10 protein-coding genes are annotated in these 14,715 nt (G+C 61.0%); 9 read left to right on the top strand and 1 reads right to left on the bottom strand.

What is annotated here, in order from left to right:
• Positions 1–463 precede the first annotated feature (463 nt).
• The 8 genes from ACN6KF_RS24020 (at position 464) to ACN6KF_RS24055 (ending at position 9,967) form a co-directional block, all read left to right on the top strand.
• The gene (locus ACN6KF_RS24020) at positions 464–2,230 is read left to right on the top strand and encodes a BTAD domain-containing putative transcriptional regulator (RefSeq protein WP_434959268.1); all 1,767 of its coding nucleotides are present in this window, start codon (positions 464–466) and stop codon (positions 2,228–2,230) included.
• Positions 2,231–2,303: 73 nt separating this feature from the next.
• The gene (locus tag ACN6KF_RS24025) at positions 2,304–2,756 is read left to right on the top strand and encodes a hypothetical protein (protein WP_434959269.1); all 453 of its coding nucleotides are present in this window, start codon (positions 2,304–2,306) and stop codon (positions 2,754–2,756) included.
• Positions 2,757–2,809: 53 nt separating this feature from the next.
• Positions 2,810–3,436 (top strand): FMN-binding negative transcriptional regulator, encoded by a 627-nt coding sequence (locus tag ACN6KF_RS24030; RefSeq protein WP_434959270.1) that lies wholly within the window; start codon positions 2,810–2,812, stop codon positions 3,434–3,436.
• A gap of 42 nt (positions 3,437–3,478) precedes the next feature.
• Positions 3,479–4,645: a YcaO-like family protein gene (locus ACN6KF_RS24035; protein WP_434959271.1), complete on the top strand. Its 1,167-nt coding sequence runs from the start codon at positions 3,479–3,481 to the stop codon at positions 4,643–4,645.
• Positions 4,646–5,229: 584 nt separating this feature from the next.
• Positions 5,230–7,179, top strand: a complete 1,950-nt coding sequence (locus ACN6KF_RS24040) for a BTAD domain-containing putative transcriptional regulator (RefSeq protein ID WP_434959272.1) — start codon at positions 5,230–5,232, stop codon at positions 7,177–7,179.
• 171 nt (positions 7,180–7,350) lie between these two features.
• Complete coding sequence (locus ACN6KF_RS24045) at positions 7,351–7,968, top strand: hypothetical protein (RefSeq protein ID WP_434959273.1); 618 nt, start codon at positions 7,351–7,353, stop codon at positions 7,966–7,968.
• Positions 7,968–9,239 carry a YcaO-like family protein gene (locus tag ACN6KF_RS24050; protein WP_434959274.1) on the top strand — a complete coding sequence of 424 codons (1,272 nt, stop codon included), beginning with the start codon at positions 7,968–7,970 and terminating at the stop codon, positions 9,237–9,239. The genes ACN6KF_RS24045 and ACN6KF_RS24050 overlap by 1 nt, the downstream gene beginning before the upstream one ends.
• The gene (locus tag ACN6KF_RS24055) at positions 9,236–9,967 is read left to right on the top strand and encodes a TfuA-like protein (protein WP_434959275.1); all 732 of its coding nucleotides are present in this window, start codon (positions 9,236–9,238) and stop codon (positions 9,965–9,967) included. The genes ACN6KF_RS24050 and ACN6KF_RS24055 overlap by 4 nt, the downstream gene beginning before the upstream one ends.
• A 183-nt stretch (positions 9,968–10,150) precedes the next feature.
• Here ACN6KF_RS24055 and secA read toward each other — a convergent pair whose 3' ends face one another.
• Positions 10,151–12,970 carry a preprotein translocase subunit SecA gene (secA, locus tag ACN6KF_RS24060; RefSeq protein ID WP_434959276.1) on the bottom strand — a complete coding sequence of 940 codons (2,820 nt, stop codon included), beginning with the start codon at positions 12,968–12,970 and terminating at the stop codon, positions 10,151–10,153.
• Positions 12,971–13,615: 645 nt separating this feature from the next.
• Between secA and ACN6KF_RS24065 the strand changes: the two genes are divergently transcribed.
• The gene (locus tag ACN6KF_RS24065; RefSeq protein ID WP_434959277.1) at positions 13,616–14,608 is read left to right on the top strand and encodes a peptidylprolyl isomerase; all 993 of its coding nucleotides are present in this window, start codon (positions 13,616–13,618) and stop codon (positions 14,606–14,608) included.
• The last annotated feature ends 107 nt before the right edge of the window (positions 14,609–14,715 follow it).

Genomic DNA, 14,715 nt, shown 5'->3' on the forward strand with positions numbered 1-14,715 from the left:
ACTTCCTGATCGAATGCGATGTGATATTTATGATGCCGTTTCTCTGTGACTCGGACGTGAAGTCTGACACGGAAATAAGTTGAGCTTGTTGACTTCGATGTGTTTGACGAACAAGTAGTATATACAACGCATATGTCGGGCATGGCCCGAAGGTTCTCATCCCGAGCCATGAGATCTGTGATGGGAACGGCGGGGATCTGGCAAGTGGTGGCGGCATGCACAGGATGCCGGGCCGGACTCCCGGGGCGAGGATAGTCGAATGGACTCTGAGGACGACATTGTTCTTCATCTGGTGGGCGTGCCGCATGTGGCCAAACCGATGGAGGGCGTGTTTCCGGGCAAGGGCTATGTTCTCATCGCCATATTGTTGCTCGGCGGCAGTCGGCGGATGAGCCGGCAGACGATTGCCGCGCTGCTGTGGGACGATGCACCCGAGGAAAAGGCCCTCACCAATCTCCGGCAATTGCTGGCCCGCATCAACAGGTTCTGGCCGCTGGACGAGCCGCTGATCGAAGTGGAAGGCTCCAATCTGATGGCCGGGCCTGGTGTCAGGTACTGCGACCTCGCCCAGATCATGGCACGCCGCAAATCTCAGGTCCTGGCCGAGCGCGTCGCCGTCGTCCGGCTGGTAAGGGGAGACCTGCTCGATACGCTCGATAGTGGCGGTCCCGACCTGTCGCAATGGTTCCGGAGCGAGCGCGAACGCTTTCGCCGCCAAGTCCTGGCACTGGCTGGCGACGTGCTCATGGAGATGACACAGTTCGCCCGCGCCAAGAAGAGCGACATCGACGAGATCGGTGAGCGCATGCTGGTGCTGGAGCCGGAGCGGGAGGAAAGTTTCCGCGCGCTGATGGAAGCCTATGGGCGGATCGGGGATGTCGAGGAGGCCAGCCGTGTCTTCGACGATCTGAAAAAGACGTTGCGCAAGGAACTGGGCACCGAACCCAGACCGGAAACGGTAGCCACGATGCGGCGTATCCTGGCAAACGCGCCTCGTCCCCGGCTGCAGGTCATTGCTGAACCCGAGGTGTTGGGGACGATCGGCCAGATCGCGCCCACGCCACCGGCGTTGCGCAATCTACTGGGCCTGCCGCGTGTTTCCCTGTTTCCGCCGCAGCCGCGGCCGGGCGAAGTCCTGCATCCCCTCTATCGCATGCTGATCGAGGACATCGCCAATGATCTGTCGCGTCACGCCACCTTTGCGGTGACCGCGCCTCACAGCAGTTTCGGTGTAGCCGATACCGGGGACCGTGAAAGGCTGGCCGCCCTGCGCTCGGGCTATCTCGTCACCGGCTTTCTGGTGCCCGGGAGCCAGAAGATGGCCCTGCGGCTGACCCGCAATCCCGGCGACGAGATCATCTGGGCGGCGGAATATCAGGTGGGACTGGAGCACTTGGTCGTCGCCTTCCGCATGATTTCGCATCGGATCGCGAAGACACTGGCGAGTGAAATCGAGCGGGACCAGCTGGATCGCCTGCGGGCGGATCCCAAGCCGCTTGCCTATCGGCACTATCTCGAAGGGCATCTCCTGTTCAAGAATTGCGACCTGCCGGGTCTGCGGCGCGCGCGAGTGGAGTTTCAGAAGGCGGCGGCCGCAGATATGGATTTCGCTGCCGCACGGGGCGCGGTCTCCAATGCGCTGCAGCTGGAGTGGCTGATGCTGGGAGCGAACGATCCTTCACTCTTGATGCAGGCCCGTCGCGAAGCCGAAGCGGCAATCAGCATCGATGCAGGCAACAGCGTCGGTCATTGGATGTCGGCGGTGATTGCGCTGCACCAGCGCGACTATGACAAGGCGGCGGAGCAATTCCTGGAGGCTGAAACACTCAATCCGAATTCGGCCGACCTGTTGGAATCGCATGGTGATACCCTGGCGCATCTGGGTGATCCGGATGCGGGCTGGCAGAGGTTTCAGCGCGCAATCGAGCTCAACCCGTTCCCGCCCGACCGCTATTGGTGGGGCGGAGCCACGATCGCTTATTTTCGCGAGGACTTCGATGGAGCGATCGACATGTGCGGCAAAATGGAGAACGATCAGTCCGTCTTGAGGATACTTGCAATATGTCATGGCAATCTCGGCAATAAGGAAATCGCCAGGAGCTATGGAGCGCGTTTGAAGGACATGTATCCTGGGATAGTCGCATCAGATGTTGTAAATCTTACACCAGACAAGAAAGGAAACATGAAAGATATCATTGTTCGTGGACTTAGAGTGGCTGGAATAACCTAGTTTGCAAGATGCTTCTTCTTAACTTTAGAATAAGATAAATTGAAAACTATAACCTTGTTCGAGAGGGGATGGCATGGCTGGAATAAAGAGAGATCGAGATCACATATATATTCTTGGCGATAGGGGCGTCGGAATCTTCCTTATCAAAATGAGTCCCATCCGTATCGTGAGGATTCCAGACAAGGAAGTCCGCCGTTACGGGAAGGAAAACAAGTGTGACGGCTATGCCGCCGTTGCCGCATTGTGCTGGCGGGTCGTAGCGGATCATCGAGCCGCCCATGGCGTCGGTACGAGCTTGGACCCCGAGAATATCGTCGGTATCGCTTCGCTCGCCGAGGCGGGCGCGAGTTTGACCAATCTGGAATTTGCATTCGGTACGAATATGTCGTCGACAGCAATCGAAGCCGTCAGGGGTAAAAACCTCACCTTGAAAATGGCCCTATGCTATCTCACGCAAAGGAATGGCCATAATCTTCAAGATGCCGTTCTGCTGGACGATAGAAATTCCGACGATTTTGTTTGCTGATCCTGCGGAATAACGTTTTTGGTTCGGCTCTGTGGAGATATGAGGCTTTAGCCATGTATAATCCTCGATATTTCCGGGAAGAGCGCCTGGAGGTGCTCCATGCCTTGATACGCGATCATCCGTTTGCGATGGTCGTCACCAATGAGCATGGGCGCCTGGCAGCCAATCATCTTCCCTTGTTCCTTGTGGCAGACAAGGGGCGCAAGGGGGTGTTGCGGGCCCATATCAATCGCAACAACAACATGGCCGTCGATCACGACCCCGCCTATGAAGCGCTAGCGGTCTTCCAGGGGCCGATGCACTACATCACGCCGAGCTGGTACACCGCCAAGGTGGAGGGCGGTAAGGCGGTGCCGACCTGGAATTATGTCACGGTGCATGTGCATGGCCGGCTAAGGACGACGGAAAATCCGAGATGGCTGCGCGAGCACGTCACCGCTTTGACCAATCTGGTCGAAACCAGGCGGCCGCAACCCTGGCAGGCCGAGAGTGCGCCGGCCTCCTTCATGAAGGGGCAAATCAAGGGTATTATCGGGCTGGAAATCGCCATTACCCGCATCGAAGGGAAATGGAAACTCAGCCAGAACCGACCGGAAGCCTATCGCAACAGCGTCATCGAGGGCCTGACGGCCGAGAGCGAGACGGTCATGGCGGAGCTGATGATGAAGGCAGTCGAATAGCCAGCACAACGATCGATGCCCACATCAACCATGAAGCCTGCGATGCATTCCCAGAGCCCTCCTCTTGCCCCCTTCGGCATTACGCGGGCGAGCGATCTTACCGATCTCGACATCATCGGCATTCCCGTCTGGTCCGCCACCAGGCCCAATGCCCGTTCCGTGGCCGTCAGCCAGGGCAAGGGATTGAGCCATGAACAGGCGCGCATCTCCGCCATCATGGAGGCGGTGGAGGGGGCCGTCGCCGAGCAGACCAAGCTCTTGATCGCCGAATTCGGCACACCGGAGGAGATGACGGCCCGAGGCCGGCGCCTGGTGCCACTGGAGGGCCTCGCACGCTTCCGCGCCGATGCCTATGATGAGGGGGTGCAGCGCGCCTGGGTGCGCGGTGTTGTCCATGGCAGCGGGGAGGTTGTCTTCGCGCCCTATGAACTCATCGGGCTCGACATGCGCGAGGAACTTCCCTGGGATCGCGATGCCTTCCATATCAGCTCGGTGGGACTTGCCGCCGGACCGGATTTCGCGTTTGCCGCCTTGGCCGCCCTGCTGGAATTGGTGGAGCATGATGCGACCACCTTGTCCGATGCTTTCGGCCATCTCGAAGGCACGTCACGCCAATTGCGCATGCACGCCGGCGTACACCCGGGGCTGGACGAGGCTGTCGACAGGGTGCGCGCCGCCGGGCTGGAGCCGCGCTTCTTCGACAAGTCCAACCGCATCGGCCTGCCGGTGGTCAGTGCCGTGATCACGCGGCCGGTGCTGGAGGAGGAAGGCGGTGGTGAGCGCTTTTCCGGCGGAGAGGCTTGCCGGCTCGATGCCGGGGCCGCCGCCTTGGCGGCATTGCTGGAGGCGGTGCAATCGCGGCTCACCAATATTGCCGGAGCCCGTGATGATCTGGAGCCGGATTTCTACGAAACGCGGGATGGTGCGCTGCCGCTGCCGGATCCTCGAGCGCCCTCCCTGGCCGAATTTGCCGCGCGCCATCGCCAGGCCCCCCTGTTAAAGGCAGAGGAACTGCCTCCTACCGCGCAGCTCGACATCGTCGCCGGCAAGCTCGGCACGGCCGGTCATGCGGAAATCTATCTTTTCGACCTCCCTGGCCCGGTCGAAGGCGTGCATGTCGTGCGTGCTTTGGTGCCTGGGTTGAAGACCTTCGTGGAAGACGGGGTGTCCGACATCAGCTTGGAAGACCTGATCGGAGCGGTTGCGTGATCGTAAGGGCGATGTGTCATGGCAGACGCAGTGATCCGGGCTGCAGAAGAAAATGGGTGTTTTTCGTAGAATGGTTCCCGAATTTGGCGGATACCATCAAAATCGTGGATTTCTACAGTTCATTGAAAAATTGGCAATATGTCTCCAGAAAACCTCGGGTGACAACTCCTCGGGTCATTGTAATATTAAAGTATTTATTTCATTATTTTGCAGATAATTTTTGTATATCTTGACAACTGATTTATATAACCATGTATAATTAAAGAATTATCTGAATTAGTTTATAGTTTACGTAAAGATTTTTATATTATTTCCTAAATTTGTACTTTTAAATCGCGATAGGCGCTGTGACGCCGGTGTGACTTGAGTCACCGATCTCCGGCCAATTCATTGACTTGAATAGATTTTGTAACACAGTGTCGCCACGGTTCACGAACTTGGCGGTGCTCGCGCGAGTTTCCCTCGATCGCGAGCCGGCGTTGTTCGGATCGATAGTGCCAGGCCTTGTTGGAATGCGGGCGCGGTTCTCGTCCGTCGACCATGCGAAGGGAACTGGGGATCGACGAATGGATGCTGAGCGGGACATGATCGTTCGTCTGGTTGGCGTGCCTCATATGGCCAAGCCGACCGAGGGGGTGTTTCCGGCCAAGGGCTACATTCTCATCACCATGCTGCTGCTTGCTGGCAGCGGCCGAATGAGCCGCCAGGCTGTGGCTGCCTTGCTCTGGGACGATGCGCCCGAAGAAAAGGCGCTGACCAATCTGCGGCAGCTATTGGTGCGCATTCACAGGTGCTGGCCCTATGATGAGCCCCTGATCGAGACCAGTGGTTCCCATCTGGTGGCGGGTCCCAGCGCGCAGGGCTCCGATCTGGCGAGCATCCTCACCTTGCAGAAATCCGCCGTGCTCGCCGAACGGGTGCGGGCTGTCCTGCTGGCAAGAGGGGACCTGCTCGATACCATCGACACCGGTGGTGGGGAACTGGCGCAATGGTTCCGCAGTGAGCGCGAGCGCTTTCGCCGCCTCGTGCTCAGCCTCGCGGCCGATGTCTTGTTCGAAATGACCCGTTTCGGCCGAGCCCCGGAACGCGAGATCGATGCCATCGGGGAGCGCATGCTGGCCCTGGAGCCCGAGCGTGAGGAAAGTTTCCGGGCGCTGATCGAGGCCTATGGACGAAACGGCAATTTCGACGCGGTGAACCGTACTTATGCGGCGCTCGTTTCTGTTTTGAAGGAGGAACTGGACAGCGAACCACGTGCCGAGACCGTGGCGGCGATGCGCCGTATTCTGGCGAACGCCCCGCGAGCGCGGCTGCAAGTGGTGTCGGACCGGTCCAGCGAGATACTCGGTGACGCAGGCCGGGAGATTTCGGCAACGCGCAGCTTGGTTGGTCTGCCGAGGGTTGCCTTGTTTCCTCCGAAGGCGTTGGCAGGAGATCAGCTCCATTATCTGCACCGTGCCCTTATCGAAGATGTGGCCAATGATCTGTCGCGTCATCGAACCTTCGCGGTGATTGCGCCCCATAGCAGTTTCGAGGTTGCGGATTCACCGGACGTAGAGCGGCTGGCAGCGCTGAGGAGCGGCTATCTCATTTCAGGCTTCATACTCCCGGATGGCGAGCATATGGCCTTGAGATTGACGCGGCAGCCCGGTGACGAGATCATCTGGGCAGCGGAATACCCGGTCGGTCTGGACAAGCTGCCTTCCACTTTCAGGCGCATTACGCGGCAAATCTCGTCCACGCTTGCCAGCGAGATCGAGCGAGATCAACTCGACCGGATGAGGGCCGACCCGAAGCCGAACGCCTATCGGCATTATCTGGAGGGCCAGACTCGCCTGAAGAATTGCGACCTGCCGAAGCTGCGCCGGGCCCGGTCGGAGTTCAAGCAAGCCATTGCCGAAGATCGCTCTTTTGCGCCGGCCCATGCCCGTATCGCTCAGACTCTGCAGCTCGAATGGCTGATGCTGGGAGGAAACGACCCCTATCTCCTGCATCAGGCTCGCCATGAGGCCGAAACGGCGCTCGCCATTGATGGTGGCATCGGCGAGGGCCATTGGATGGCGGCGGTCGTCGCCCTCTATCAGCGCGATTTCGACTTTGCGGCCGAGAAATTCCTGGTCGCGGAGGCGCTGAATCCGCATTCAGCAGATCTCCTGTCCCACCATGCCGACGCCTTGTCGCATCTCGGCTTTGCCGACACCGGATGGGAGCGGTTCCAGCGGGCGTTGGAGCTCAACCCGTTTCCACCGGACTACTACTGGTGGTTCGGCTGCACCATCGCGATCCGACGCAGGGACTTCGCCACAGGGATCGAACTTTGCAAGAACATGAGCAGCGAAGATGCCGTGTTGCGTGTTCTGGCGATGTGTCACGGCCTCATGGGCAATGTGGACGTGGCGCGCCAATATGGAAGAAAGCTGAGTGAAATGTATCCCGGCGCTACAGCGCTCGAGATGGCTCGTCTCGCGCCTGATCGGCGCAATGAAGATATCAATCTATGCGCTGAAGGATTAAGAATAGCTGGCTTGGATTGATTTTTGTATATCAAAAATCGTCTAAATTTTATTTCAAATATTAAGATATAAATGATTCCTTCGTTTATTGTATTTTCAACGGGTAGAGATTGTCGATTATTGCGAAATAAAATCCCATAAATTGAATCGCAGTCGAGAGTCTCTGTCTATTGGAAAGGAACAGGAGGGGATATGTCTACCGAGCGGATGTTTGTCATCGGAAATCGAGGCGCCGGTATTGTACTCATCAAGATGAGTCCGTTGCGCGTGGTCGAGATTACTCACGATGAGATTGTGAAATATAGCCAGGCTACGTCGAGCGACGGTTATGCGAAAGTCGTTGCGGCCCTGTGGCGGTTGATGGCGGACTGCCGTGCGCCGACCGGATCGGGAAGTGGGATCGATCCGAGCAGCGCGCAGGGTATCGAGGCTCTCGTGGCCGCCGGCGTGCGGCTGTCCGAAGTCGATTTTGCGTTCGGAACCGATATTTTCACGGATGCCAACGGCCAGTTGCATGCGGGAATCCAGAGCCAGGCAGGCATTCAAACCCAAGCCGGCGTTCAAACCCAGGCCGGAGTACAAACCCAAGCCGGAGTACAATCCCAAGCTGGCGTGCAGTCCCAGGCTGGTATCGCCAACCAGGCGGGAATTACCAACCAGGCCGGCATACAGCCCCATGCTGGCATACAGACGACCATTCAGTCGAATGCGGGCATCTATTCCCCGGTCGAGGCGGCGCTGCGGCAGTTGATCGGCTCGGACGGTGATGCGCTACAGAATGCAGTCTTGTCGGACGATGCCGGTCCGTAATGCCCGATCAACTGCACCATCCCCTCGAACGAGGGGAGTTGCTCCCAACGGATCCAGGGAAAACAGCTGATCGCGCTTCCCTGTTTCCCCTGTCCTTGCTGGCGCCCTTCCGAATAACACGCTGCGGTGACATCACCGGGCTGGATATCGTCGGCATTCCCGTCTGGTTTGCGACGCGGCCCAATTCCCGGGCCCTGTCGGTCAGCCAGGGCAAGGGCCTGACGCATGAGCAGGCACGGATCGGTGCCATCATGGAGTCGATCGAGGGGGCTGTTGCCGAGCAGACGCGGGAGCTGGTCTCCGAATTTGCAACGGCGATGGAGATGGTGTCACGTGGGCGCAACCTCGTCCCGCTCGAGAAATTGTCGCGCTGCAAATACGCCCTTTTCGATCCTGGGCGCCAACGCGCCTGGGTTCGAGGAATCCATCAGCGATCCGGGACCGACATCTATGCGCCCTATGAACTGATCGGGCTTGACACCCGGGTGGGATTTCCCTGGGACTACCGGGCTTTTACCGTAGCCTCCACCGGCCTTGCCGCGGGACGGACATTCGAGTTCGCCGCTACCCGAGCCCTGTTCGAAGCCATCGAAAGGGATGCCACACTATCGGTGGAACTCTTCGGCCTTTCCAGCGTCTTCGCACGGCAGTTGTTGTGGCAGCCCGGCGTGCATGCCGGGCTCGACGAGGCAATCGGCAAGGTGTCCGCGGCAGGCCTGGTTCCTCATTTCTATTGTGTCAGGGGCAAGGTGGACCTTCCCGTCGTCGGTGCCGTGATAAGCAGGCCTGTCCTGGACGAACAGGGAGCAGGGGAGCGGTTGTCGGGCGGTTATGCCTGCCGTCTTGACGCCGGGGAGGCCATGCTGGCGGCGCTGCTGGAGGCCGTGCAGTCGCGCCTGACCAACATAGCCGGCGCTCGCGATGACATGGACCCATCGCAGTATTGCGGCGGGAGCAGCATCGTGCCCTTACCAAGGGAAGAGGCAGTGACGCTGTCGTTCCTGGCCGGACGATATCCCGCTCGGAGCGACCTTTCCGATGCCGAGCGACTCAGCCTGACGCTGGAGGCAATGGCGCAGGCCGGGTGCGAGGATGTCTTTCTGTTCGACCTGCCCTCTCCCTCTCCCCTTGCCCATGTGGTGAGAATCCTGGCACCGGGATTGGGTGCCCATATGGAGGGGGACGTCGCATCCGTCGGCGTCAACGACATGATTCCCAGATGGGCGGAAACCGGCCTATCCTCAGGCGCCGCCAAAAAGGTCCGTCCATGACAACCATCCTCTTCACTGGCCCCAGTCTTCACGGCATCGATCCTGCTTTGCTCGCTGGTTTCACGGTGCGCCCGCCTGCGGGCTGCGGCGACGTGCTGGCGGCGGCGATGACGGGCGCCGATGCCATCGGCCTGGTCGATGGCGTGTTCGATCACGCGCCTTCGGTCTGGCACAAGGAGATCCTCTACGCCCTCAGCGAGGGCATCCCGGTCTATGGCGCCGCCTCGATGGGCGCGTTGCGGGGCGCCGAATGCGCTGCTTTCGGCATGATCGGCATCGGTCGTATCTTCGAGGATTATGCGAGCGGGCGACGGGTGGCGGATGCCGATGTCGGTGTGGCGCATGCGCCGGCCGAGTTCGGCTATGCGCCGCTCAGCATAGCCTTGGTTGATGTCGAGGCGACGCTGGAGGCCGCCGTCGAGGCTGGTGCGCTGCCAGCTGCGAGCTCCGAGGCATTGTTGGCCGCGGCACGGCGCATCCATTTCAAGGAACGCACGTGGCCGGATGTGGTAGCCCTGTCGGGGCTTCCCGATGCCGCCACAATGGAGGCGGTGCTGGAGCACCACGCCGTCAGCCAGAAACAGGCCGATGCCCTCGCTCTGCTTGCCCGCATGCGGGCCGATGCCGGTAAGCCGTTCGCCAAGCCGAATTTCACCCTGGCGCAATCGGGCTTCTTTGCCGTGCTGCGCCAGCGGGTGGAGGACAGGCTGGAGGAAGAGGCGGGCTGAGCACCCGGGAACATCCCCTCATCCGGCTGCCGCCACCTTCTCCCGCAAGGGGAGAAGGGAATTCATTCGGCTTGGCCCGATGCCCAGGAGATCGCTTTCACCGCTTCCACATATCCGATTTTAATCCCTTCTCCCCTCGCGGGAGAAGGTCCCGGCAGGGGGATGAGGGGTTTCAGCGCGTGCCTACGCGAGCTGCCCGTGGCAGTGCTTGTACTTCTTGCCCGAGCCGCAGGGGCAGGCCTCGTTGCGGCCGACTCGGCCCCAGGTCGAGGGATCGTCGGGGTTGCGGTCCTCCGGCGCCACGATGCGTTGCGCCGGGCTGTCCGCTACAGGGAAAGGCGAACTCAGCTGGGCCGGCGGGAAGCCGGAGCCGGCCATGGCGAACTCGTCCTCGCCGGTGAGCGGGTCGATATGCTGGCCGAACATCTGCGGCAGGGTCGGTTCTTCCGGCTGCTGCATCACCTGCAGGCGGAACATGGTGCGGGTAACGTCCTCGCGCCAGCGGTTCATCAGATCGGAGAAGAGCTGGTAGCCTTCCGACTTGTACTCGATCAGAGGGTCGCGCTGGGCCATCGCACGGAAGCCGATGACCTGGCGCAGATGGTCGAGCGTGACGATGTGGTCGCGCCACAGATTGTCGAGGGTCTGCAGGAGCACGGCCTTTTCGACTTGGCGCGTTACCTCGTCGCCGAAGCCGGCGGCCCGCTCGGCGGCGTGCTTGTCGGCCGCCTCGGTGATGCGATGGGTCAGCTCCTCGTCGGCGATGCCCTCTTCCTTGGCCCAGTCGGAGATCGGCAGGTCGAGGTTGAGCACATCGTTCACCGCCTTGTGCAGGCCTTCAGTATCCCACTGCTCGGGATAGGCGTTCTCGGGCACATGGGCCCGCACCAGCTCGTCGATGACGAGATGGCGGAAATCGGCGATGGTCTCGCCGACGGAGTCCTGCGCCATCAGCTCGCGACGATGCTCGAAGATCTCCTTGCGCTGATCGTTGAGCACGTTGTCGTATTTCAGGATGTTCTTGCGGATGTCGAAATTGCGCGCCTCGACCTTCTGCTGCGCCTTTTCGAGCGCGCGGTTGATCCAGGGATGCACGATCGCCTCGTCCTCCTTGAGGCCGAGCTTCTGCAGCATGCCGTCCATGCGCTCCGAACCGAAGATGCGCATCAAATCGTCCTGCAGCGACAGGAAGAAGCGCGAATGGCCGGGGTCGCCCTGGCGGCCGGAGCGGCCGCGCAACTGGTTGTCGATGCGACGGCTCTCATGGCGCTCGGTGCCGATGATGTAGAGGCCGCCGGCGGCGAGGGCCTTCTCCTTCAGCCGGGCGACCTGATCCTTGATCCGCACCTCCGCCGCTTCGCGTTCGGCTCCCTCGGCCAGGTCGGCGAGCTCGACCTTGATGCGCATGTCGGCATTGCCGCCGAGCTGGATGTCGGTGCCGCGGCCGGCCATGTTGGTGGCGATGGTGATGGCGCCGGGCACGCCGGCCTGGCTGACGATGAACGCTTCCTGCTCGTGGTAGCGGGCGTTCAGCACGGCGAAGACCTTCTCCTCGGCCGTGCCCTGGTCGCCATCATAGAGCGAGGCGAAGGCGTTCGGATCGGAGAAGTCGCGCTGCTTGTAGCCTTGGCCGACGAGATAGGCAGCCAGCGTCTCGGACTTTTCGATCGAGGTGGTACCGACCAGGAGGGGCTGGCCGCGCTGGCGGCACTCCTCGATCAGGCGCACGATCGCCTTGTATTTCTCGTCAACCGTCCGGTAGACCTCGTCATCGTCGTCGATGCGCTGCACCGGCCGGTTGGTCGGAATCTCGATCACTTCGAGATTGTAGATGTCCATGAACTCGTCCGCCTCGGTGGCGGCGGTGCCGGTCATGCCGGCGAGCTTGGCATAGAGGCGGAAATAGTTCTGGAAGGTGATCGAGGCCAGGGTCTGGTTCTCGGGCTGGATCTGCACCCGCTCCTTGGCTTCGAGCGCCTGGTGCAGGCCTTCCGAATAGCGCCGGCCCGGCATCATGCGGCCGGTGAATTCGTCGATGATCACCACTTCGTTGTTGCGGACGATATAGTCCTTGTCGCGGGTGAACAGCTTGTGGGCGCGCAGGGCCTGGTTGACGTGATGGACGATGGTGACGTTGGCCGCGTCATACAACGAACCCTCGCGCAGCATGCCGGAACCTGTCAGCATCTGCTCGACGCGTTCATTGCCCTTCTCGGTGAGGCTGACGGTGCGCTGCTTCTCGTCGAGCTCGTAGTCGTCCTTGTCGAGCTCGGGCATCAGCGCGTCGATGGTCTGGTAGAGCTCGGGGCGATCCTCCAGCGGGCCGGAGATGATCAGCGGCGTGCGGGCCTCGTCCACCAGGATGGAGTCGACTTCGTCGACGATGGCATAGGCATGGCCGCGCTGCACCATCTGCGCCATGTCGTATTTCATGTTGTCGCGCAGATAGTCGAAGCCGAACTCGTTGTTGGTGCCGTAGGTGATGTCGCAGGCATAGGCCGCGTGGCGTTCCTCGTCGGTGAGGCCGTGTACGATCACGCCGGTGGTCAGGCCCAGGAAATTATAGACCCGGCCCATCCATTCGGAGTCACGGCTGGCGAGATAGTCGTTGACGGTAACGACATGCACGCCCTTGCCCGCGAGGGCGTTGAGGTAGACCGGGGCGGTTGCCACCAGGGTCTTGCCTTCGCCCGTCTTCATTTCGGCGATGGCACCCTCATGCAGCACCATGCCGCCGATGAGCTGGGTGTCGAAATGTCGCTGGCCGAGCACGCGCTTGGCCGCCTCGCGCACGGTGGCGAAGGCGGGCACCAGGATGTCGTCGAGCGTCTTGCCGGCGGCGAGTTGAGCCTTGAATTCGTCGGTGCGGGCGCGCAGGGCTTCGTCGGACAGCGCAGCGACTTCCGGTTCGAGCGCCGCAATGGCGGCTACTTTCGGATTGTAGGCTTTCAGCCGACGGTCATTGGAGGAACCGAACAATTTCTTGGCGAGCGAGCCGAACATAGAGGGCCTTCAAATCTTCGCGCCTCGCGGCGGCATGATACCCGACCGAAGAGGGGGCTTCGGCCATTGTGTCAACCCCGGCCGCGAAAGCCGGGGAACGGAAGCCGGACACCGCCCGGGCGATGTTCGGTGTGAGGCAACCCGCCTCCATCAGCCGTGCGCGATGGCACCAGCATGACGGCATGCCCCCGATACGGCAACTTGGGGCAAACCGGTACAGCGGGAATCAGGCTGCCTTATGAATTCTGTGAACCGATGGTCCTAATGCCGAGCCGTGGTTCGAGAGCCCGTCAGCCGGACTCACTTAAGTATTGGGGTTTGGGGTGTCAATCGACCATAGGGTCTACGACACCCCTTGATACGGACATTCGGCTGAAAAATCCGTAATAATGCGGCAGGATGCCTCCGCGGGGAGGCATTCGTGACATACGAGGCTCCGCCGTCACAGTTTTGACGACAGCCCTTCCTAAAAGGCGAGCGAAGCGCTGGCCATTCGGCGACATTGACCTTGCTTTTCTCCTGTCCTATCAGCGCTGCGAAGGCGTTCGTCCCGGGATCAGGAGCAATGCGGGCCTGTTGCCGAAACAGCGTCCGTCCGGAGCCTGACGGTTTCCGGGTCAGCCCCCGCTCTCGAGGAACCTGCCCATGATGTCACTTCGCCGCGCGCGTCCAGCCGCGACCCTGCTCGCCAGCGTTGCCTTCCTGGCCTTCGCTGCCGCGCCTTCCTACGCTGAAGACGCGGCGAAGCCTGCCGCCGCCCCGGCTCCGGCAGCCCAACCCAATCCTGCGACTCCCGCGGTGCAGGCGACCCCGACCATCAGCGTGGACGGCCAGCCCATCACCCAGGACGACCTCAACGCCGTGGAGCAGGAGATCGGGCCGAGCCTGTCTCCCCAGCTCTCGCCGGCCAAGCGTCAGGACATCATCATCAATGCCGCCATCAATCTGCGCGTGGCCGCCAATGCGGCTGAACAGCAGAAGGTGCTTGATGAAGCCGAGGTGCAGAAGAAGCTTGCCTTCTACCGCCAGCGCATCCTGATCGACGCCCTGGTCGCCAAGGCCGTCAAGGAAGGCGTGACCGAGGACGCGATCAAGAAGGCCTATGACGAGCAGGTCAAACTGATCCCGGCCCAGGACGAAGTGCATGCCCGCCACATCCTGGTGGCAAACGAGGACGATGCCAAGAAGGTCGAGGCGCGGCTGAAGGCAGGCGAGGATTTTGCCAAGGTCGCCAAGGAAGTCTCCAAGGATCCGGGCTCGGCCGAGCAGGGTGGGGATCTCGGCTGGTTCACCAAGGACCGCATGGTCAAGGAATTCGCCGAGGCCGCCTTCGGCATGAAGCCTGGCGAGGTCTCCCAGCCTGTGAAGAGCCAGTTCGGCTATCACATCATCAAGCTCGAGGAGCGCCGCCCGCAGGCCCCGCCGGCTCTCGATCGCGTCAAGCAGCAGATCACTGACTATTTGACCCAGAAGACGCAGCAGGAAGTCTTCGCCAAGCTGCGCGCCGCCGCCAAGATCGTGCAGCCGCCTGCGGCACCGGCTGATCCCGCGGACGGGAGCATGCAGCTCCCCGGTGCGGACGACCCAGCGCAAGCTCCCGCTCCGGCCACGCCGGCCCCGGCTGCTCCGGCTCAGTAAGTCGGTCCTGCGGTACCGGACCGATAATGAAAAGGCGCCAGCTTTTGTCATGCCCGGGCTTGATCCGGGCATCCACCCTTCCGGCGTTTTCGCCTTGAGAGGATTGG

It is taken from the genome of Labrys methylaminiphilus subsp. lupini, assembly GCF_051161885.1.
Lineage (GTDB): Bacteria > Pseudomonadota > Alphaproteobacteria > Rhizobiales > Labraceae > Labrys.

What these genes read in the sequence shown, in the direction of transcription:
- ACN6KF_RS24025 (WP_434959269.1), top strand. Translation starts at nt 2,304, where the DNA reads ATGGCTGGAATAAAGAGAGATCGAGATCACATATATATTCTTGGCGAT.
- ACN6KF_RS24030 (WP_434959270.1), top strand. Translation starts at nt 2,810, where the DNA reads ATGTATAATCCTCGATATTTCCGGGAAGAGCGCCTGGAGGTGCTCCAT.
- ACN6KF_RS24035 (WP_434959271.1), top strand. Translation starts at nt 3,479, where the DNA reads ATGCATTCCCAGAGCCCTCCTCTTGCCCCCTTCGGCATTACGCGGGCG.
- ACN6KF_RS24040 (WP_434959272.1), top strand. Translation starts at nt 5,230, where the DNA reads ATGATCGTTCGTCTGGTTGGCGTGCCTCATATGGCCAAGCCGACCGAG.
- ACN6KF_RS24045 (WP_434959273.1), top strand. Translation starts at nt 7,351, where the DNA reads ATGTCTACCGAGCGGATGTTTGTCATCGGAAATCGAGGCGCCGGTATT.
- ACN6KF_RS24050 (WP_434959274.1), top strand. Translation starts at nt 7,968, where the DNA reads ATGCCCGATCAACTGCACCATCCCCTCGAACGAGGGGAGTTGCTCCCA.
- ACN6KF_RS24055 (WP_434959275.1), top strand. Translation starts at nt 9,236, where the DNA reads ATGACAACCATCCTCTTCACTGGCCCCAGTCTTCACGGCATCGATCCT.
- secA (WP_434959276.1), bottom strand. Translation starts at nt 12,970, where the DNA reads ATGTTCGGCTCGCTCGCCAAGAAATTGTTCGGTTCCTCCAATGACCGT.
- ACN6KF_RS24065 (WP_434959277.1), top strand. Translation starts at nt 13,616, where the DNA reads ATGATGTCACTTCGCCGCGCGCGTCCAGCCGCGACCCTGCTCGCCAGC.